The sequence below is a fragment of the Plantactinospora siamensis genome, assembly GCF_042434095.1.
Classification (GTDB): domain Bacteria; phylum Actinomycetota; class Actinomycetes; order Mycobacteriales; family Micromonosporaceae; genus KBS50.
Map to the genome: position 1 here is coordinate 369,913 of NZ_JBHLUE010000034.1, position 21,056 is coordinate 390,968.

Genomic DNA, 21,056 nt, shown 5'->3' on the forward strand with positions numbered 1-21,056 from the left:
GCTGTCAGCGTTGCTGTCAACCGACCACCTGGCGACGGCCGCCGCGCTGGAACCCGTTGTGGTGCTTGGAGCCCCCGGCCGGGATCGAACCGGCGACATCTCGCTTACAAGGCGAGTGCTCTGGCCAACTGAGCTACAGGGGCGCTGTTTCGAGGTCAGCATAGCGACTGATCACGGCCCGGACGGGCATCCGAGGGGCTGATCGTCCACTGGCCGACCAGGCCCTTCTCCCCCGGTGACGGGCCGGTCCACGCAGCGGAGCCACCCCCGACCGATTGATGCCCGGCACTCCGTTGCTGACCGGTATGCCCGGAGACCCCCGTCCCACCGCCGCGGTCACGCCTTGGCAGCGAACCGGAAACCGTTTACGGTGCAGTGACACGGACGACACCCTCGACCAGGGAAACCTGGCCAAAGGGGGCCGACCGTCGGCCGGGGCCTCGCGCGCCGGCCTGGCCGGGGCATACGTCCCGGTCGCTCCTTCACTCGGATCGTCCGGCACGTTCCTGCCGGTGAAAGGAAGCGCCGCACCATGGCTACCGTCTCGTACCAGAAGGCCACCCGGATCTATCCGGGCACCGAGCGCCCCGCGGTCGACCACCTCGACCTGGAGATCGGCGACGGCGAGTTCCTCGTCCTCGTCGGCCCGTCGGGCTGTGGCAAGTCGACCAGCCTGCGCATGCTGGCCGGCCTGGAGGACGTCGACGAAGGCTCGATCTACATCGACAGCCGGGACGTCACCCACCTTCCCCCGAAGGCCCGCGACATCGCGATGGTCTTCCAGAACTACGCGCTCTACCCGCACATGACGGTCTACGAGAACATGGCCTTCGCGCTGAAGCTGCGCAAGACCTCGAAGGCCGACATCGACCGGCGGGTCAAGGAGGCGGCCGCGCTGCTCCAGCTGGAGGACTTCCTCGGCCGCAAGCCGAAGGCGCTCTCCGGCGGCCAGCGCCAGCGGGTGGCCATGGGCCGCGCCATCGTCCGCGAGCCGCAGGTCTTCCTCATGGACGAGCCGCTGTCGAACCTCGACGCCAAGCTGCGGGTGCAGACCCGTACCCAGATCGCCAGCCTGCAGGCCAAGCTGGGCATCACCACCGTCTACGTGACTCACGACCAGGTCGAGGCCATGACCATGGGCCACCGGGTCGCGGTGCTGCTGGACGGCGTCCTGCAGCAGGTGGACACCCCGCGGGCGCTGTACGACACCCCGGCCAACGTCTTCGTGGCCGGCTTCATCGGCTCCCCGGCCATGAACATCAAGACCGTCTCGCTCTCCGACGCCGGCGCCGCGTTCGGTGACATGACCGTGCCGCTGACCCGCGAGCAGGTGGCGGCGGCCAAGGCCGAGGGTGGCACCGACAAGGTCACCGTCGGCTTCCGGCCGGAGGACGTGGACCTGGTCGGCCAGGGCGAGGGCGGCATGCCCATGGTGGTCGAGCTGGTCGAGGACCTCGGCTCGGACGCCAACGTGTACGGCAACGCCGACATCGCCGGCAGCTCCGAGCGGTTCGTGGTGCGGACCGACCGGCGCAACATGCCGAACATGGGCGACACCGTGTACGTCAAGCCGCGTACCGGCCAGAACCACGCCTTCCACGCGGTGAGCGGCGCCCGGATCTGACGCCAGCCAGCAACGCCGAAAAGGGGGCGGTCCGCGCTACGCGGGCCGCCCCCTTTCGGGTACGTCGAGCCGGACCGTTAAGAAGGGTCCCCTGCTATACCGAAAACGATAAGAAGGGGCCCTTCCTTACATCTCGGCGCGGCGGCGGGCCACCTCGGCCAGCGTGACGGCCGCGGCCACGCTGGCGTTCAGCGACTCCATCTCGGAGACCATCGGGATGCCCACCAGCAGGTCGCAGGTCTCGCCGACCAGCCGGGACAGCCCCCGACCCTCCGAGCCGACCACCACGACCAGCGGACCGACGGCCGCCTCCAGGTCGTACAGGTTGGTCTCGCCGTCGGCGTCCAGCCCGACCACCATGAAGCCGGCCTGCTGGCACGCCTTGAGCGCCCGGGTCAGGTTGGTCACCTGGCTCACCGGCACCCGGGCCGCCGCCCCGGCGCTGGTCCGCCAAGCGGTGGCGGTGATGCCGGCGGCCCGACGCTCCGGCACGAACACGCCCTGCGCGCCGAACGCCGCGGCCGACCGGAGCACCGCACCCAGGTTGCGCGGGTCGGTCACCCCGTCCAGCGCCACCAGCAGCGGGGCCGGCTGCTCCAGGGTGGCCGCCAGCAGGTCGTCGAACGGCTGGTACGCGAACGGCGGCACCTGCAGCCCGATGCCCTGGTGCAGCACGCCGCCGGTCATCCGGTCCAGCTCGCCGCGGCTGACCTCCATGATCGCCAGGCCGCGGTCGGCCGCCGTGCGTACCGTCTCGTTGATCCGGTCATCGACGTCGATGCCCTGGGCCACGTAGAGCGCGGTGGCCGGCACCTGGGCGCGCAGCGCCTCCAGCACGGGGTTGCGCCCGACGAGCAACTCGGGGCCGTCCTTGGCCGGGTTGGACTTCCGGCCCGGCGCCACCCGCGGCCCGGACCGGGTGGGCGCCCCGCGTCCGCCGCCGGCCGCGCCCCGCGCGGCCGTGTGGCCGCCGGCCAGCCCGCGGCCACCGCCCCTGCCCCAGGTGGTGTCCTTGCTGCCCGGCTTTCCGATCTTGGGGGTACGTCCCTCCGCGGCGGCCGCCCGGCGCTCCTTGTCCTGCTTCCAGGCGGTGCGCTCGGGCAGCTTCTCGGTGCCCGAGTAGCCCTTGTGCCACGGCCGTTCGTCGGCGGGCAGGGTGCGGCCCCGACCCGCGAGCGAGTCGCGGTTCTTGCCGCCGGAGCCCTTCCGGGCCCCCTGCTTGGGGGCGACACGCCGGCCCCGACGTTGCGAGTTGCCGGCCATCAGTCCTGATCTCCGATCGTCCAGCGCGGTCCCTGCGGGGTGTCTTCGACCACCACGCCGGCCCGCTTGAGTTGGTCCCGTACCGCGTCCGCGGCCGGCCAGTCCTTCCGGGCCCGCGCCTGGGCCCGCTGCTCCAGCGCCAGCGCCACCAGCGAGTCGACCACGGACCGCAGGTCGTCGGTGGGCTCGCCGCCGGTCCAGGCCGGGTCCAGCGGGTCGAGGCCCAGCACGTCCAGCATCGCCCGGGTGGCGGCCAGCGCATCACGTACGGCGGCGTCGTCGCCGGCCGCGAGGCCCGAGTTGCCCTCCCGGAGCACGTCGTGCAGCACGGCCAGCGCGGCCGAGGTGTTCAGGTCATCGTCCATGGCGGCCGCGAACCCCGCCGGCAGTGCGCCGGGCGCGCCGGCGCCGACCCGTTCGGCGGCGCGCTGAACGAAGCCCTCGATCCGCCGGAAGGCGACCGCCGACTCGCGCAGCGCCTCCTCGGTGTAGTCGATCCGGGAGCGGTAGTGCGCGGCCACGATGTAGTAGCGCAGCTCGACCGGGCGCACCCCGAGGCTCGCCACGTACGCCAGGTCCAGCGCGTTGCCGACCGACTTGCCCATCTTGACCCCGGACAGGCTGAGCAGCCCGTGGTGCACCCAGAACCGCGCGAACGGCAGCCCGGCCGAGCGCGACTGGGCGATCTCGTTCTCGTGGTGCGGGAAGATCAGGTCGAGGCCGCCGCCGTGGATGTCGAACTCGTCGCCCAGGTAGCGCCGGCACATGGCCGAGCACTCGATGTGCCAGCCGGGCCGGCCCCGGCCCCAGGGCGACGGCCAGTACGCGTCGGCCGGCTCGTCCGGCTTGACGCCCTTCCACAGCGCGAAGTCCCGGGGGTCGCGCTTGGCCCGGTCCGGCGCGTCGTCGGCGGGAAGCATGGCGTCCGGCTGCTGGCCGGAGAGCGAGCCGTAGTCCGGATCGGAGGTGACGTCGAAGTAGACGTCGCCCGATCCGTCCCCGGCCGGGTAGGCGTGCCCGGACTCGATCAGCTCGGCGATCAGCTCGTGCATCTCTGGGATGTGCCCGGTGGCCCGCGGCTCGTACGTGGGCGGCAGCACGTTCAGCGCCCGGTAGTCGGCGGCCAGCAGCAGCTCGTTGGCGTACGCGATCGCCCAGAACGGTCGACCCTGCTCGATCGACTTGACCAGGATCTTGTCGTCGATGTCGGTGAGGTTGCGGATGAACCGGACCTCGTAGCCAGAGTGCAGTAGCCAGCGCCGGAGCACGTCGTAGTTGACCCCGGAGCGAAGGTGGCCGATGTGGGCGGGCGCCTGAAGGGTGAGACCACACAGGTAGACCCCCACCTTGCCGGCCTCGCGGGGCACGAAGTCCCGCACCGATCGGGTGGCGGTGTCATACAGGCGTAGCGTCACCCGACAAGGGTAGCCGGCCGCCCCGCACCCGAGGTGACCGAGCCGACCCACCCGGGCCGTACGCTTCGGGAATGGACACGGCGGGCCAGCCGGGACGGCCGGTACGGGCGGCGGACCCGGCGCGGACCGCGGATCCGGCGCGGACCGCGGACCCGGCGCGGGCCGCGGACCCGGCGCGGGCCGCGGACCCGGCGCGGACCGCGGACCCGGCGCGGGCCGCGGACCCGGCGCGGGCCGCGGACCCGGCGCGGACCGCGGACCCGGCGCGGACCGCGGACCCGGCGCGGGCCGCGGACCCGGCGCGGACCGCGGACCCGGCGCGGACCGCGGACCCGGCGCGGACCGCGGACCCGGCGCGGACCGCGGACCCGGCGCGGACCGCGGACCCGGCGCGGACCGCGGACCCGGCGCGGACCGCGGACCCGGCGACGCGGGCGGGCCGGCCGGTCGAGTTGGCGCAGACCCTGGACCGCGGGCTGCGGCTGCTGCATCTGGTGGCCGAGGCGCCCGGCGGGCTGACCGTCACCGAGGCGGCGCTGCGGCTCGGGGTCGGCCGCACGGTGGTCTACCGGCTGGTCGGGTCGCTCAGCGAGCACGGGATGGTGCGCCGGGACCCCAACGGGCGGCTTCGGCTGGGCGTGGGGGTGCTGCACCTGGCCCGGCGGGCGCAGCCGCTGCTGGCCGAGGGGGCGCTGCCGGCGCTACGCCGGCTGGCCGAGCAGACCGGCGCGACCGCCCATCTCACCGTGGTGGAGGGCGGCGAGGGCGTGGCGCTCGCCGTGGTCGAGCCGAGCTGGACGGCCTTCCACGTGGCGTACCGGACCGGGTCCCGGCACCCGCTGGACCGCGGGGCGGCCGGGCAGGCCATCCTGGCCGGGCGCCGCGGCCAGGACCGGCCGGTGGCCACGAGCGGTGAGCTGCAACCCGGCGCGTACGGGGTGGCCGCGCCGGTGCTCGGCGTGCCGGGGCTGGAGGCCAGCGTGGGCGTGGTGGCGCTGGCCCCGCTGGAAGCCGCCGCGGTCGGCGGCCAAGTGCTGGCGGCGGCCGAGGCCGTGGCGCGCGCCCTCGGCTGAGCCGAGCCACTCCAGACCCGCCCCGCCTGGCTGAGCCGAGCCACTCCGGACCCGCCCCGCCTGGCTGAGCCGAGCCGCTCCGGACCCGCCCCGCCTGGCTGAGCCGCATCCCGGCGTCCGGCCGTCCCCACGACCTGGCGCCCCGACGTCCGGCCGTCCCGACGTCCCGACGTGCGGCCGTCCCGCCGTCCCGACGTCCGGCCGTCCCGCCGTCCCGACGTCCGGCCGTCCCGCCGTCCCGACGTCCGGCCGTCCCGGCGTCCCGGCGTCCCGGCGTCCCGGCGTCCCGGCGTTCGGGCGTTAAGAAGGGCCCCCTGCTATACAAAAAGCGATAACAAGGGGCCCTTCCTTCGGGTCAGGCCGGGGTTTTCACGGCGATCGCGGAGGTGAAGCCGGAGCTGCCGGCGGCGTTGATGGCGGCGATCCGGTAGTAGTAGGTGGTGTTCCGGGCCCGGCCGGTGTCGACGAAGCTACGGCTGGCGGCGGAGAGATTGAACGTGATGAGGTTGGCGGTGAAGGCCGCGTCGGTGGCCCGCTGGAGGGTGAACCCGGTGACGACGCTGCCGGCGCTCTCCGACCAGGTGACGGTGATGGTGGCCGTGTTGCCGGCGGCGGCCACCGCGGTTCCCTGCAGGTTGGTGGGCACCGCCGGCACGGCGGGCGTGGTCGCGGTGGCCACGTTGGAGAACGGCGAGAAGGCGCCCAGATAGCTGGTGCGGACCCGGTAGTAGTAGACGGTGTTGGCCGAGACGGTGGTGTCGGTGTAGGTGTTCGTGACGCCCAGCGACACGGTCACCAGCCCGGCGGTGAACGTCGGGTTGGTGGCCCGTTGCACCTGCACGCCGGTGGCGTACGAGTTGTTCGTCCAGTTCAGGACGACCCGCAACGGCGTTCCGGTGGGCACCGTGGCGACCAGCCCGGTCGGCGCGGCCAGGGACACGCTGGCCGAGGCGGTGGCCGTCCACGCCGAGTAGGACGCGGAGTTCTCCGCCCGCACCCGGTAGTAGTACGTCACCCCGGGCACCGCCGTGGTGTCGGTGAACGTGGTGGCGCCGGCCGGCAGGTTGAAGCTGATCAGGCCGGTGCTGAAGTTGGCGTCGGTGGCGCGTTGCAGCAGCACGTTGGTGGCGGCCGGCAGGGTGGCGTTGTTGGTCCAGCGCAGGACGATGGACGGCGGGACGCTGACCGAGCCCGGCGAAGCGGTCGCGGTGAGCCCGGTCGGCGGGGCCGGGGACACCTGGATCACGATCGGGCGCATCATGTCGAAGTCCTCGTGATCCACCATGTGGCAGTGCCAGACGTACTCCCAGCCGAAGTTGTAGGGGACGTTCGTGACCACGGCCGGGTCGCCGGTGGCCGGGTCGATCTGGGCGAAGCCGTTCGTGGTGCCCGGCACCTGGGTCGGGTCGAGCAGCCGCACGCTGTCGCCGACCTTGAACGGCGGGTTGGCCGGCAGCGCGGGCCGCATCGCCACGATCACGTCCTCCAGCGGGTTCATCCGGACGGTGTCCTTCCACCCCAGCTCGTTCGGGTCAGGCGGGCTGTAGACGCCGTCCCAGCCGACCCGGTTGACCAGCTGCACGTTGAAGTAGTGGAAGTGGATGGCGTGCGTGTCCACCCCGTTGTGGGTGACCTTCCACAGCTGGGTGCCGTCGCCCGGCGAGCCCACCGGGGTGGCCAGGTTGGACATCCGCAGGATCTCGGTGGGCGGGTTGATGTACGGCAGCGGGATGGTGGTCTGGATGAACGCCGAGGTCTTCGGCAGTTCCACGCCCAGGTTGGTGTTCATCCGGCCGTAGACCGGGTCGAAGTCCTCGACGATGGCCTTGGGCTGCAGGTCCAGCGTCACCGGGGTGACGCCGCCGACCGGCACGAAGGTCAGGTCGGTGGCCTGGATGGAGGCGTACGTGTTGTGCGTGACGTTCAAACCGAACGGCACGTTGTACGCGATCTCCGGCACGATCGGCTTGGGCTGGCTCTGCCCGTACGCCTGCGGCAGCCGCGCCTCGAGCTTGGCCAGGTCGAACGGCGCGGCCGGGGTGCCGGACACCTGGAACTGCAGCAACGTCCGGGTGTTCGGCCCATACCCGGGCAGGGTGCTGGGCGCGCCGCCGGCGTCGGTCCGGTCCGGGTCGTCGGTGTAGTAGTCGTAGCGCGGGTCGAAGCCGGGGATCGGCGCCGGGCAGTCCTGATAGAGGATGATCTTGCTGCCCGGCGGCGCCGACGAGAAGTCCACGATCACGTCGGCCCGCTCCGCCGGCCCGAGCAGCAGCGAGTGGTCGGTGACGTTGAGCACGGTGGCGGACCGCCGGTCGTACTGGTAGTTGATCGGCTGCGGCGGGACGATGGCCACGCCGGGCAGGAAGCCGCCCTCGTTGCCGATCTGGATCCAGTCCGGGCCGACCGACGCCGGGTCCGGCACCCCACCCTCACGGCCGTCGGTCGGCCAGGTCGGCGGGAAGTCTGGGTTCGGGCACGCCTCCACCATCGTCACCTCGCCGGCCGCCCCGTCGGCCAGGGTGCCGTCCGGGTTCCACATGGTGCCGTTGGAGGCCGCGTAGTAGAGCTGCAGGTTGAGGAAGCGGTCGTTGCAGGCGTTCAGGATCCGGAACCGGTACGCCTTGGGCTGCACCTGCAGCGTCGGATAGGGGACGCCGTTGACCAGCACGGTGTCGGCGAACGACTCCGGCACCACCGACGGGGTGGGGGTGTCCGGCTGCAACGGTGGCTCCCAGGGCCGGTTCACCGGGTCGTAGTACGGGTTGGGCACCGGCCCGTGCTCGATGCCGGTGAACGGCGGCCAGAACCAGGGGCCGTAGTCCCAGCGCCCCATCACGTTGATGCCGGTGTCGTTGTACGGGTTCTGGTTGGGCATGTAGACGTGCGGGAACCACAGGCTCCCCTTGCCGCCCCAGTTGGCGGTGTCCCAGGTGGGATCCTGCGCGGCCAGCTGGGTGGGGTCCGGCACGAACGTCTTGTCCTGGAACACCAGCTCGGTGTAGTCGGCCGGGATCACCCCGTCGGTGATCATCTGCTGCTCGACCGGGTCGCTGATGAAGTACGTGCTGATCTGCCCGCTGTACGGGGTCAGGTGGGTTATCCCCTCGGTGTGGTCGTGGAACCACAGCATCCGGGCGCTCTGCTGGTTGGGGTAGTAGAACGTCATGGCGCCGGGCCCCGGGTCGGGCATGTCCGGCACATTGGCATAGCTGGCCCCGCGCGGGTACGACGTCACCTGGGCGGCCGGGGTGAACCACTGCAGCGGCGTGCCGTCGCTGATCCACTGGGTCTCGCCACCGTGCAGGTGGACGATGGCCCGGTTCTGCGTATACAGCTCGGTGGGGCTCAGCGGACCGGTGCCCGCGCCGCCGATGGTGATGTCCACCGGCAGGAACAGGTTTCCCGTGGGAAGCTGGTTGACCAGCTTGACCCGCACCGGCCGGTTCCGCCTCGTCATGATCACCGGACCGCCGTAGTAGGGCCGGGCCGGCGGGGCGATGGTGTTGTGGCCCTGCGCGTCGGTGCCGTTGTTGAGCTGCTTGTAGCCGCGCAGCCGGGTGGCCGGCAGGTCCCGGTGCAGCTGCTGGGTGTACTGCTGGATGCCGATCTCGTAGTAGTCGCTGCCCGGGTAGGTGATGGTGTCCGGCACCGCCACCGGGATGTAGTTGCCCAGGTCGTCGGCGTTGGCCGGCCCGAAGCCGGGCAGCCGGTCGATGAACTTCCGCATGCCGGTGCCGGTCTGCACCACGCCGCCCACCACCACCGGCAGCGGGCTGTTGGCGAAGTTCGGGATGAAGTCGAAGTAGTCCGGCGGGGCCGCCGCCGGCGCCGGCAGGTCCTCCTCCGTCGGCGCGTCCGGCGTGTCCTGCCGCGGGATCACCGCGGGCGCCAGGGCAACCGACCCTTCCTCGGTTTCGGCGCCTTCTGGTTGTTGGTTGGGGTTCTCGGGCATGCCCTGCTCCTCCCCGGCGCGGGCACACCCTGTCGAACACCCCTCGTTGGGCCCCACTGTCCCCGCGTCAGCGTCCAGTGACGTTACGTAGTCATTGGACTACCAGCGGAGATCGATAAACACCCCCATTTTGTCGGTTACAACAGACAGACCAGCAAAAACGGCGTTCGGCCCACCAATCGGGACAACGCCCGGTTGATGACTCAGCGCGACAGCGGACTCACGGATGGGTCATCCGGAGCACGTCCAGCGCCTCGTCCAGCTGCTCCTCGGTGAGCCGGCCCGACTCGACGTGCCCGCGCTCGATCACCACCTGCCGGATGGTGGCCTCCCGGGCCAGCGCCTCCTTGGCGATCGAGGCGGCCTCGTCGTACCCGAGGTGGCGGTTGAGCGGGGTGACGATCGACGGCGAGCCCTCGGCGTACGAGAGGCAGACGTCCGCGTTCGCGACCAGGTCGACCACGCAGCGGTCGGCCAGCAGGCGGCTCACCGCGGCCAGCAGCCGGATCGATTCCAGCAGGTTGCGGCCGAGCACCGGCAGCATGACGTTGAGCTCGAAGTCGCCCTGGCTGCCGGCGAAGCCCACGGCCGCGTCGTTGCCGATCACCTGCGCGCAGACCTGCCGGACGGCCTCCGGCACGACCGGGTTCACCTTGCCGGGCATGATCGAGGAACCCGGCTGGAGGTCCGGGATGCGCAGCTCGCGCAGCCCGGCCCGGGGACCCGAACCCATCCAGCGGAGGTCGTTGACGATCTTGTAGAGCCCCACGGCGATGGTCTTGAGCTGGCCCGAGGTCTCCACCAGCGCGTCCCGGGCGCCCTGCGCCTCGAAGTGGTTGCGGGCCTCGGTCACCGGCAGGCCGGTCTGCTCGCGCAGCCGGTCGATCACCCGGGCCGCGAAGCCGACCGGGGTGTTGATGCCGGTGCCCACCGCCGTGCCGCCGAGCGGCAGCTCGGCCAGCCGGGGCAGCACGCCCTGGATCCGCTCGACGCCGTACCGGACCTGGGCCGCGTACCCGGAGAACTCCTGGCCGAGGGTGACCGGCGTGGCGTCCATCAGGTGGGTCCGGCCGGCCTTCACCACCGTCTCGAACTCCGCCGACTTGCCCTCCAGCGCGCCGGCCAGGTGCTCCAGCGCCGGCACCAGGTCGTGGATGACGGCCTGCGTGGCGGCCAGGTGGATCGAGGACGGGAAGACGTCGTTGCTCGACTGCGAGGCGTTGACGTCGTCGTTCGGGTGCACGTCCCGGCCCAGTTCCCGGGACGCCAGCGTGGCGATCACCTCGTTGGTGTTCATGTTGGACGAGGTGCCCGAGCCGGTCTGGAAGACGTCCACCGGGAACTGGTCGTCGTAGCCGCCGTCCGCCACGTGCGCCGCGGCGGTGGCGATGGCCGAGGCCACCTCCGGGTCGAGCACACCCAACTCGGCGTTGATCTGCGCGGCCGCGCCCTTGATCTGGGCCAGCGCGCGGATGTGTGCCGGCTCGAGCCCGCGGCCGGAGATCGGGAAGTTCTGCACCGCCCGCTGGGTCTGGGCCCGCCACAGCGCCTCGGCCGGCACCTCGACCTCGCCCATCGTGTCGCGTTCGATCCGGAATCCGGCATCCTCTGGAGTCGTCACGCACCCCATCCTGCCCCGCCCCCGCCCCACCCGCAGATGAGCCGAAAGGAAGGGCCCCTTCTTATCGCTTTTTGTATAGGAAGGGGCCCTTCCTAACACCTGAAACCGGCGCCGGGCGCGCCGCGGACGGGAGCGCCGGCGTCCCTAGCTGCGGCCGATGGTGAGGACCGGCTTGGTGACCTCGGCGAAGAAGTCGTTGCCCTTGTCGTCCACCACGATGAACGCCGGGAAGTCCTCGACGTCGATCTTCCAGACCGCTTCCATGCCCAGCTCGGGGTATTCGAGCACCTCGACGTGCTTGATGCAGTCCTGGGCGAGCCGGGCCGCGGGGCCGCCGATCGAGCCGAGGTAGAAGCCGCCGTGCTCGGCGCAGGACCGCGTCACCTGGCTGGACCGGTTGCCCTTCGCGAGCATCACGTACGACCCGCCGGCCGCCTGGAACTTCTGTACGTACGCGTCCATCCGGCCGGCCGTGGTGGGCCCGAACGAGCCGGAGGCGTAGCCCTCCGGCGTCTTCGCCGGGCCCGCGTAGTAGACCGCGTGGTCCCGCAGGTACTGCGGCATCGGCTCGCCCGCGTCCAGCCGCTCGGCGATCTTGGCGTGCGCGATGTCCCGGGCCACCACGAGCGGGCCGGTCAGCGACAGCCGGGTCTTGACCGGATATTTCGCCAGCTCGGCGCGGATCTCGGCCATCGGCCGGTTGAGATCGACCCGGACCACCTCGGCGCCGGCGTCCAGCTGGCCCTCGGTGACGTCCGGCAGGAACCGCGCCGGGTCGGTCTCCAGCCGCTCCAGCCAGACCCCGGACGGGGTGATCTTGGCGACGGCCTGGCGGTCGGCCGAGCAGGAGACCGCGATGGCCACCGGGCAGGAAGCGCCGTGCCGGGGCAGCCGGACCACGCGTACGTCGTGGCAGAAGTACCGGCCGCCGAACTGCGCCCCGATGCCGAACTGCCGGGTCAGCTCCAGCACCTCCGCCTCCAACTCCAGGTCCCGGAAGCCGTGCCCGGTCATCGAGCCCACCGTGGGCAGCGCGTCCAGGTATTTGGCGCTGGCGTACTTGGCCGTCTTCAACGCGTACTCGGCCGAGGTGCCGCCGATCACGATGGCCAGATGGTACGGCGGGCACGCGGCCGTGCCGATCAGCCGCAGCTTCTCCTCCAGGAACCGCATCATCCGACTCGGGTTCAGCAGCGCCTTGGTCTCCTGGTAGAGGTAGGACTTGTTGGCCGAGCCGCCGCCCTTGGCCATGAACAGGAACTTGTACGCGTCGGCGTGCCCGTCCGGGTCCTCGGCGTACAGGTCGATCTGCGCCGGCAGGTTCGTCCCGGTGTTCCGCTCGTCCCACATGGTCAGCGGGGCGAGCTGGGAGTAGCGCAGGTTGAGCCGGGTGTACGCCTGGAAGACGCCGCGGGCGATGGCCTCCGCGTCCCCGCCGTCGGTGAGCACGTGCCGCCCGCGCTTGCCCATCACGATGGCCGTGCCGGTGTCCTGGCACATCGGCAACACCCCGCCGGCCGCGATGTTGGCGTTTCGCAGCAGGTCCAGCGCCACGAACCGGTCGTTCGGCGAGGCGGCCGGATCGTCGATGATCGACCGGAGCTGCGCCAGGTGGGCCGGGCGCAGGTAGTGCGCGATGTCGTGCATGGCCTCGGCGGTCAAGGCCGTCAGCGCGGCCGGCTCCACGGTGAGGAAACGCCGGCCACCGGGACCGTGTACGACGTCGACGCCCTCGTCGGTGATCAACCGGTACTCGGCGCGGTCCGGCCCCACCGGCAGCAGGGGCGCGTAGGAGAAGTCGGCGGCACTGCTCATGAGGGGCAAGCCTAGGACAGACCGGCCCATCGGTGACAACCGCCGGCTGCCCCCGCGACCGGTGGGGCCGCGCCGGACGAGTCGTACCAGCTCAGCGGCGACCCGGGATCAGCCGGCGGCGCCGTCGGCCGGCGGCGGGCAGACCTCGTTCTTGGGCCCGCCACAGGTCGGGGCGGGCGTGGCCGGCACGCCGTCGCCGTTGCCGTCGCCGGTCGGGCTGCCGACCGGGCGACCCGGCGCCGGGCCCGGTGCGCCCTGGATGGTGCCGAACGGCAGGTAGCCGATGTCCCGACCGTCGCCGATCACCATGCCGGCCGGGCCCACCGCGAGCACCTTGGCGGTCGAGTGGACGTTCACCAGCTCCCGACCGGTCCGCGGGTCGACCGCGATGATCCGGTCCGGCTCGTTGTCGATGACCACAGCGGCGTACGGGGTCAGCGCCACCGCGGCCTTGGCGTCGACCGACCGGGTCCAGCGCAGGCCGCCGAACGCCAGCTCGTGCGAGTTCACCGATTTCTGGTCGCCGGCCCGGGCCACCGCGTACCGGTCGTCGACCGCGAGCAGCTTCTCGCCGGCGGCGCCGGTCCACAGCTGCCGCCCGTCGTACGCGTCGAGGACCAGCTCGCGGCCGTCCGCGCCCACCCCGACCAGCACGTTCTGGCCGCCCTGCGGGTTTTCCCGCTGCGCGCAGCCGGCGCCGTCGGCGGTGCGCAGGTTGAGCCCGGTCCGCCGCCACACCTCCTGCCCGTTGGCCGGGTCGGTGGCCGTCACGGTGAAGTAGCAGGTGCCGTCGGCCGACCGGGCCTGGACCCGGACCACCCGGCCGCCCACCACGACGACCCGGTCCTCCTGCGCGGGCTTGGTGTTCTGCACGACCCGCCCGATGGCGGTGTCCACCACGACCACCTTGCCGTCCACCGGCAGCCCCAGCAGCGGCGGCATCAGCTGCGGGCCGGCCGCGTCGTCGTCCACCTGGCGGGCGTCGATGGGCCGCGGGTTGAGCCCCCGCGGGCTGTCGGCGGTGAGCCCGGTGCTCACGCCAGGGATGAAGGTGCTCCACAGCGCCGTGCTGCCGCGCGGATCCCAGGCGGTCAGGGTGCAGTCGGTGGAGCTGCTGCAGCGCGCGTCCAGCAGGGCGTTCCGGTATGCCCAGACGGCCTGCGCCGAGGTGTCCTTGCGGCGCACCGTCCCGCTGGTCGGGTCGAGCACGTCGTACCCCCTGGTCAGCAGCTTGCCGACCAGGACCACCGCGTCCGGTCCGTCGCCGGCCACCGCGGCCCAGTCGGCCTTGCGCTGCCAGAGCTGCACGCCGGTGGCCCGGCTGCGGGCCTCGACCACGGTCCGCTCCTCGACCACCACGGCGTCGCCGGCGATGGTGGCGGTGGTGGGCGTGCCGCCCATCTGCTGCTGCCAGGCCGGCTTGGGGTCGGACAGCGCCCGGCTGGAGCTGGCCCACTGCCACATCTTGGGGAAGGGGTTCCAGACGCCGGTCACGGCCAGGATGACGACCGCCACCGCCGCGAAGGCCAGCCAGCACTTCACGCAAGGGCCGTTCCCCTTCGCCACCGGATCACCGTAGCCAAGTTCACGTACAACCGTGGCACCCCGCAGGCGTGTCGCGGCCCTTTCCCGGGCGGGCGCCGCTACGGACCGTCGCGGCCGCGACGGTCCGTAGCGGCCGGCCTACGCGGCCGGCTGCCCGCCACCGATCGAGCGGACGAGCGGCAGGACGCGGTACGGGATCTGCTCGGCAAGCGCGATCAGGCTGGAGGCCCGGGTGATGCCCTCGTACGAGACGATCTGGTCGATCACCCGCTGCAGGTCGGTGTTGGACCGGGCCACGATCCGGCACAGCAGGTCGCTCGCCCCGGTGATCGTGTGCGCCTCGAGCACCTCGGGGATCCGGGCCAGGTGGGCCGTGACGGCCTGGTGGCCGTGCCGCTGGCTGATCTCCAGGGTGACGAAGGAGGTCACCGCGAAGCCGATGGCGGCCGGCGAGATCTCCGGGCCGAAGCTCCGGATCACGCCCCGGGAGAGCAGCTTGTCCAGCCGCGCCTGCACCGTGCCGCGGGCCACGCCGAGCCGGCGCGAGCACTCCAGCACCCCGATCCGGGGCTCCGCCGCGAGCAGATCCACGAGTCGGACATCCAGCCGATCAAGCTGGTCATCCTGTACAGCGTTCATGCCGGTTGACCATACGGAATGCGCAACCTGACCACCAGATCGTCGGACAGTTGCCCAATGGCCAGGGGACCAGCGATCCTCGCCACAGGACGCCGCCCACGAAGCGGGCGCCAATTGGAGGGAGTCGCGATGACCCAGGCGATCGACCGGCCGACCGACGGCGCAGGCGACGACGTTGACGTCGACGTACTGATCGGCGCCGTCGACCACGACATCTCGCATGACCCGTTCCCGGTGAAGGGCCTCGACTACGTCCACTTCATGGTCGGGAACGCCAAGCAGGCGGCGCACTACTACTCCACGGCGTACGGGATGACCTGCGTGGCGTACCGCGGGCCCGAGCAGGGCTACCGGGACTACGCCGAATACGTGCTGACCAGCGGTTCGGCCCGATTCGTCTTCACCGGCGCCGTGCGGCCGGACGCCCCCGGCGCCGCGCACGTGGCCCGGCACAGCGACGGGGTCATCGACATCGCCATGGAGGTGCCGGACGTCGACGCCGCGTACGCGCACGCCACCGCGCAGGGCGCCACCGGGCTGGTCGAGCCGAACGACCTCACCGACGAGCACGGCACGGTACGGGTGGCCAGCATCGCCACCTACGGCGACACCCGGCACACGCTGGTCGACCGCTCCCGCTACACCGGGCCGTTCCTGCCCGGGTTCGTGGCCCGCGGCCCGATCGTGGACCGGCGGCCGGCCATCGAGGCCGGGCTCCAGCCCAAGCGGTTCTTCCAGGCCGTCGACCACGTGGTCGGCAACGTCGAACTCGGCAAGATGGACGAGTGGGTCGAGTTCTACAAGCGGGTCATGGGCTTCACCAACATGGCCGAGTTCGTCGGCGACGACATCGCCACCGATTACTCGGCGCTGATGTCCAAGGTCGTAGCGAGCGGCACCCGCAAGGTCAAGTTCCCGCTCAACGAGCCGGCCATCGCCCGGAAGAAGTCGCAGATCGACGAGTACCTGGAGTTCTACCAGGGCGCCGGCCCGCAGCACATCGCCGTGGCCACCAACGACATCCTCGGCAGCGTCGACGCCATGCGGGCGGCCGGCGTCGAGTTCCTGGACACCCCGGACTCGTACTACGACGACCCGGAGCTGCGGGCCCGGATCGGCAACGTCCGGGTGCCGATCGAGGAGCTGAAGTCCCGCAAGATCCTGGTGGACCGGGACGAGGACGGCTACCTGCTGCAGATCTTCACCAAGCCGGTGCAGGACCGGCCCACCGTGTTCTTCGAGCTGATCGAGCGGCACGGCTCGCTCGGCTTCGGCAAGGGCAACTTCAAGGCCCTGTTCGAGGCCATCGAGCGCGAGCAGGAGGCCCGCGGCAACCTGTGACCCGGTCCCACCCGGGCACGACGGTCGGCGTGGCGGTCCGGGAGGGCCGCCGCGCCGCTCGCGCCTACCCACACGCGGATAAGGTGCCAGCGTGAGAATGTCGAGGTCCGCGCCGTGACGGTGCAACCGGGCTGGTACCGCGATCCGGCCGAGCCGAGCACGCAGCGCTACTGGGACGGCGAGGGGTGGATCGGCGCGCCGCTGCCGGTGGACGCCACGCCGCCCCCCGGCCCCCCGCCGGCCGAGCCCGAACCGGCAGGTCCGGCCGCCGAGCCGGCGAGCGGGCCGGGTAGCCCGGGCGGCGCGCCGAGCGGCGTCGTAGGCGAGCCCGGTGCGGCCCCGACCGCTCCGGCCGACCGCCCCGGGGGTACGTCCACCGGCGCGCACCCGCCGACCGGCGCCGCCGCGCCCGGCTGGGGCCAGGGTCAGCCACCGCCCGGCTGGGGCCAGGGTCAGCCACCGCCCGGCTGGGGCCAGGGCGCGCCATCCGGCTGGCCGCCGGGGACGCCGCCGCCGGGTTGGGGGCAGGCACCGCCCGGTTGGTCGGCCGGACCGCCACCCGGCTGGACCGGCAGCCCGGTGCCGCCCGGCTTCCGGTTCCCCGAGCCGCGCCCGCACGGCCTGGCGCTCGCCGCCCTCGGCCCGCGGCTCGTCGCGCGGCTCATCGACATCCTCGCCGTGCTGCTGCTCAACGTCGTGGTCAACGGCTGGTTCGTCTGGCGGTACGTGCAGGAGGTCGCCCCGGTCTACCGGGAGGTGCTCCGCCGGTCGATGGCCGGGGATTCGTCCACGGACAACCTGCCCCAGGCCGGCGAGCAGGCGGCCGGGCTGCAGATCGCGATCCTGCTGATCATCGTGGCGCTGTGGTTCGCCTACGAGGTGCCGGCCGTGGCCACCACCGGGCAGACCCTCGGCAAGCGGCTGATGGGCGTCAAGGTCGTCTCCGTGGGCGCCGACCCGGGGCTCACCTTCGGCCGGTCCATGCGCCGGTGGAACGTGCTGGGGGGCGTGCCGGTGTTCCTCTGGGTCTGCTGCGTGGGCTTCGTGATCCAGTTCATCGACAGCCTCTACCCGCTGTTCGACCGGCCGCTGCGCCAGGCGCTGCACGACAAGGCCGCGCAGACCGTGGTCGTCCGGGTTCCCCGGCCCGCCACCCGGGCCGGGGCGCGCGAAAACACAGCACAGGCCGACGGCGCCGGCGGCGCCGACAAACCCCAAGGAGGTTCCGAATGACCACCCCCGGCGACCCCGTGCCCGCCGTCCGGCTCACCCGTGCCGACCTCGACGCGCTGCCCAACTACGTACCGGGACGAAGCCCGGCCGACCTCGCCCGCGAACTCGGCCTGCCGGAGGCCGTCAAGCTGGCCAGCAACGAGGTCCCGTACGGCCCGCTGCCCGGCGTGGTCGAGGCGGTGGCGGAGGCGGCCGCCACCGCGCACCGCTACCCGGACATGGGCGTGGTGGCGCTGCGCGACGCCCTCTCCGCGATGTTCGGCGTGGACGCGCAGCGGATCGCCACCGGCTGCGGCTCGGTGGCCCTGGCCGAGAATCTGGTACGCGCCACCTGCGTGCCCGGCGACGAGGTCGTCTACTCGTGGCGCTCCTTCGAGGCGTACCCGATCATCGCGGCGACCAGCGGCGCGACCAGCGTGCGGGTGCCCAACACGGCCGAGCACGGGCACGACCTCGCGGCCATGGCCGCGGCCGTGACCGACCGCACCCGCCTGGTCCTGGTCTGCAACCCGAACAACCCGACCGGCACCAGCCTGCGGCGCGCCGAGCTGGACGCCTTCCTGGATGCCGTGCCCGAGCGCACGCTGGTGGTGCTGGACGAGGCGTACAAGGAGTTCGTCACCGACCCGGAGGTGCCGGACGGGCTGGCCGAGTACGGCGACCGGCCCAACGTGGCCGTGCTGCGCACCCTGTCCAAGGCGTGGGGCCTGGCCGGCCTGCGGATCGGCTACCTGGTCGCCCAGCCGGACGTGGCCACCGCCGTGCGCAAGGTGGTCACGCCGTTCTCCACCAGCGCGGTGGCCCAGGCCGCGGCGCTGGCCGCGCTGGGCCAGGCCGACGAGGTACGCCGGCGCTGCGCGCTGGTCATCGCCGAGCGGGACCGGGTCACCGCGGCCCTGCGCAAGCTGCTGCCGGACGTCCCGGAGAGCCAGGCCAACTTCGTCTGGCTGCCGCTGGGCGACCGGGCGGTGGAGTTCGGCCGGGCCTGCGAGGCGCGCGGGGTGATCGTCCGCCCGTTCCCCGGCGACGGCGTCCGGGTCACCATCGGTACGCCGGCCGAGAACGACCTCTTCCTGGCCGTAGCCGAGGCCACCCTGACCTGACCCCCCTCGCCACCCCTCTCCCTCCCCGACCGCGGCGGGTGGGGCGAGGCGGGGGCGTCAGGTGGCGGCGAGGATGACCGGGCGGGCGGCCAGGTAGTACCGCTGGTCGCCGGCGCTCGGGTCCACCGGCGGGGCGAGCCGCTCGACGGCCACGAACCCGTCGGCGGCGTACGCGGCGCCCGGGTCCCAGCCGGTCCCGTCCTCGCCGTACCGCAGGTCGAAGCGGGACAGCTCGCGGCCGGTCCGGGAGTCCAGGGTGAGCAGCTGCCGGTCGGCGCCGAGCAGGTGCACCCGGCCGGGCTGGACGGCCAGCACCGTCGTGCCGGCCGGGACGGTGTGCCGCCACCGCTCCCGGCCGCCGGCCGCGGGCCGGGCCAGCACCACGGTGCCCTGGACCGCGACGGCGAGCCCGTCCACGACGGCCACCCCGGACGGATCCAGCAGCTCGTCCCGGGCCGGCTGCGGCCGGTCCACCAGCCAGCCCTGCCCGCCGCCCGCCCGGTCGGTGACGCGGATCGCGGGGCAACCGGACCGGCCGGCCGCGCAGCCCAGACCGGCCAGCCCGGTCCATTCGGCGCCGGCCTCCGGATGCCACCGGCGCAGCACCGCGCCGGTGGCGACGTTCCGGAACTCCACCGCCCACGGCGTGTCGCAGGTGTCGATGGCGGCGAACTCGCCGGCGGCGGTGGTCAGCTGGTCGGTCCGGCACGCCGCCGGCACGTCGACCCGCCAGAGCCGGCGTCCGGTGCGGGCGTCGAGGCCGACCAGCTCGGTGCGGCCGGCCACGATGAGCACGGGGGATCCGCCCGGCGGAGCGGCCAGCCGCAGCCCCGGCGGCGCGTAGACGGTGCCCGCGCCGGTGCGCCGGCCGTCGTACCGGGCGTCGGTCGCCGGACCGGCGGCCCGCCAGCCGATCCGGCCGGTCCGGGCGTCCAGCGCCACCAGCTCGCCGTCCGACCAGCGCGTCACCACCAGCGGGTCGGCGCCGTCCCCGGTGGCACCGGCCGGTGCCGCCGCCCCGCCGCCCGAGCCGGCCGCCCCGCCCGAGCCGGCCGCCCCGCCCGAGCCGGCCGAGTCGGCCGAGCCGGCCGGTGCCGTGGCCACCACGCCGGTGAGCTGCGCGGGCCAGCGCCGGTACGCCCAGGTCGGCGTGTTGCGGTACGTCGCGTCGACCGGACCGTCCGCGCTCACCTCCCGGGCTGCGGCGTAGACCCGGATCCGGCCGGCCACGATGAGCGGGGCGGTCGGCAGCGTCCCGCGCACCCCCGCCGGACTGTCCGGCTCGGCCGGATAGGCCGCCGGCCGGGCCACCGTGAGCGTCTCGGCGGGAGCGAAGGCCCGGTAGGCCACCGCGCCGGTGACCACGACCGCCAGCACGGCGGCGCCGATCAGCGGGCCCCGGCGGAGTCGCCGCGAAATCGCCATATCCCGGACCCTATCCACCGACCTGGGCACGGCCCGGCGGCGGGGCCCTCAGCTATACCTGAAAGTCATAATTATGCCTGTCAGGCATGACGTTTGCTGGACGGTCCGCCGCAGACCGGCGACTTCTGGGTCGAATTGAGCGCGAGACAGAACCTAGGCGGCGGTGGCCGGGTCGTCGCGACCACGCCGCCGCGGATCGCCGTCGGCCCGGCGAGCATCGCCGCTCTGCCGCGGATCGCCGGCCTGCCGCGGATCGCCGCCAGCCTGCCGCGGATCGCCGGCCTGCCGCGGATCGCCGGCCTGCCGCGGATCGCCGCGGCGCTCGACGGCCGCGGCCAGCTCGGCCAGGTCGCGGCGCAGGGCGCCCTCGACCGTCCGGGCCGCCAGGCCGCCGAACATCAGCGCCAACAGCCGACCGTACGGCGCGGTGGGGCCGCCCTCCTGGATCACGGTCACCGTGGTGCAGCCGCGGTGCCGGCCCACCGTCACCGGCGTGAACCGGTAGGTGATGCGGTAGTCGGCGCCCACCCCCGGGGAGGTGATCGCGCAGAGCACCGGCGGATCGACCCGTTCCACCACGTACTCCTCGCCGACCTGGAGGCCGTCGGGCAGGGTGCGGATCTCCCGCCACCGGGTGCCCGGGCCGAAGGCGCCCGCCGAGCGGACCTCGACGTTCTCCACGGTGGACAGGTTGGTGACCCGGGCCGGCAGGTCGGTGAAGACCCGCCACAGCTCATCGACACCGGCCCCGATCAACCTGGTCACCGCCACTGTCGACATGGCCACCTCCCCGAACCACGGTACGACGCGGCACCGCGATCCGTAACCGGGTTACCGGCAGGGAGTGCCGGCCGCCGGCCGGAAGTCAGACCCGTCGATCGCCCGAAGCCGACCTCGGCGATACGGTCGAAAATTTGATCACCAAAGAGTGAGCATTGCGTCGCTCACCGCGAATCGGCAGACTCGGTGGCATTCGCCCGCATCGCTCCGGCCGGGCGCCGGCTGCC

The 21,056-nt window shown here is 72.9% G+C and carries 13 protein-coding genes, 1 tRNA gene and 1 pseudogene; 5 read left to right on the forward strand and 10 right to left on the reverse strand.

Annotation, left to right across the window (positions count from 1 at the left end; translation table 11 throughout):
* Nucleotides 1-66: 66 nt before the first annotated feature.
* A tRNA-Thr gene (locus tag ACFFHU_RS30785) sits at nucleotides 67-143 on the reverse strand.
* Nucleotides 144-532: 389 nt separating this feature from the next.
* Between ACFFHU_RS30785 and ACFFHU_RS30790 the strand changes: the two genes are divergently transcribed.
* A complete protein-coding gene (locus tag ACFFHU_RS30790; RefSeq protein ID WP_377344021.1) occupies nucleotides 533-1,624 on the forward strand; it encodes an ABC transporter ATP-binding protein in 1,092 nt (363 codons plus the stop codon).
* 126 nt (nucleotides 1,625-1,750) lie between these two features.
* Here ACFFHU_RS30790 and rlmB read toward each other — a convergent pair whose 3' ends face one another.
* Both rlmB and cysS read right to left on the reverse strand, forming a co-directional pair.
* Entirely contained in the window at nucleotides 1,751-2,887 is a 1,137-nt protein-coding gene (rlmB, locus tag ACFFHU_RS30795) for a 23S rRNA (guanosine(2251)-2'-O)-methyltransferase RlmB (protein WP_377344023.1), read from the reverse strand.
* Nucleotides 2,887-4,302, reverse strand: a complete 1,416-nt coding sequence (cysS, locus tag ACFFHU_RS30800; RefSeq protein WP_377344025.1) for a cysteine--tRNA ligase — start codon at nucleotides 4,300-4,302, stop codon at nucleotides 2,887-2,889. The genes rlmB and cysS overlap by 1 nt, the downstream gene beginning before the upstream one ends.
* Before the next feature lie 452 nt (nucleotides 4,303-4,754).
* Here cysS and ACFFHU_RS30805 point away from each other — a divergent pair, with 452 nt between their 5' ends.
* Complete coding sequence (locus ACFFHU_RS30805) at nucleotides 4,755-5,375, forward strand: IclR family transcriptional regulator (RefSeq protein ID WP_377344081.1); 621 nt, start codon at nucleotides 4,755-4,757, stop codon at nucleotides 5,373-5,375.
* Between the two features lie 355 nt (nucleotides 5,376-5,730).
* Here ACFFHU_RS30805 and ACFFHU_RS30810 read toward each other — a convergent pair whose 3' ends face one another.
* The 5 genes from ACFFHU_RS30810 to ACFFHU_RS30830 all read right to left on the reverse strand — a co-directional run bounded on the left by ACFFHU_RS30810 (nucleotide 5,731) and on the right by ACFFHU_RS30830 (nucleotide 14,947).
* Nucleotides 5,731-9,327 carry a hypothetical protein gene (locus ACFFHU_RS30810; protein ID WP_377344026.1) on the reverse strand — a complete coding sequence of 1,199 codons (3,597 nt, stop codon included), beginning with the start codon at nucleotides 9,325-9,327 and terminating at the stop codon, nucleotides 5,731-5,733.
* Nucleotides 9,328-9,547: 220 nt separating this feature from the next.
* On the reverse strand, nucleotides 9,548-10,957 hold the full coding sequence (locus ACFFHU_RS30815; protein ID WP_377344027.1) for a class II fumarate hydratase: 1,410 nt from the start codon (nucleotides 10,955-10,957) through the stop codon (nucleotides 9,548-9,550).
* A gap of 135 nt (nucleotides 10,958-11,092) precedes the next feature.
* Entirely contained in the window at nucleotides 11,093-12,763 is a 1,671-nt protein-coding gene (locus tag ACFFHU_RS30820; protein ID WP_377344029.1) for a fumarate hydratase, read from the reverse strand.
* Between the two features lie 108 nt (nucleotides 12,764-12,871).
* A complete protein-coding gene (locus ACFFHU_RS30825; protein WP_377344030.1) occupies nucleotides 12,872-14,329 on the reverse strand; it encodes an outer membrane protein assembly factor BamB family protein in 1,458 nt (485 codons plus the stop codon).
* 117 nt (nucleotides 14,330-14,446) lie between these two features.
* Complete coding sequence (locus tag ACFFHU_RS30830; RefSeq protein ID WP_377344031.1) at nucleotides 14,447-14,947, reverse strand: Lrp/AsnC family transcriptional regulator; 501 nt, start codon at nucleotides 14,945-14,947, stop codon at nucleotides 14,447-14,449.
* Between the two features lie 129 nt (nucleotides 14,948-15,076).
* Between ACFFHU_RS30830 and hppD the strand changes: the two genes are divergently transcribed.
* The 3 genes from hppD (at nucleotide 15,077) to hisC (ending at nucleotide 18,624) form a co-directional block, all read left to right on the forward strand.
* Nucleotides 15,077-16,288: a 4-hydroxyphenylpyruvate dioxygenase gene (gene hppD / locus ACFFHU_RS30835; protein WP_377344033.1), complete on the forward strand. Its 1,212-nt coding sequence runs from the start codon at nucleotides 15,077-15,079 to the stop codon at nucleotides 16,286-16,288.
* A gap of 114 nt (nucleotides 16,289-16,402) precedes the next feature.
* Nucleotides 16,403-17,521, forward strand: a complete 1,119-nt coding sequence (locus ACFFHU_RS30840) for an RDD family protein (protein WP_377344034.1) — start codon at nucleotides 16,403-16,405, stop codon at nucleotides 17,519-17,521.
* Nucleotides 17,518-18,624 (forward strand): histidinol-phosphate transaminase, encoded by a 1,107-nt coding sequence (gene hisC / locus ACFFHU_RS30845; RefSeq protein ID WP_377344036.1) that lies wholly within the window; start codon nucleotides 17,518-17,520, stop codon nucleotides 18,622-18,624. Before ACFFHU_RS30840 ends, hisC begins: the two co-directional genes overlap by 4 nt.
* 57 nt (nucleotides 18,625-18,681) lie before the next feature.
* Here the strand turns inward: hisC and ACFFHU_RS30850 are convergent, their stop codons facing one another.
* Together ACFFHU_RS30850 and ACFFHU_RS30855 are read right to left on the reverse strand one after the other, a co-directional pair.
* Entirely contained in the window at nucleotides 18,682-20,049 is a 1,368-nt protein-coding gene (locus ACFFHU_RS30850; protein WP_377344037.1) for an outer membrane protein assembly factor BamB family protein, read from the reverse strand.
* Nucleotides 20,050-20,376: 327 nt separating this feature from the next.
* Nucleotides 20,377-20,829, reverse strand: a pseudogene (locus ACFFHU_RS30855) (SRPBCC family protein); the annotation flags it as partial.
* Nucleotides 20,830-21,056 lie beyond the last annotated feature (227 nt).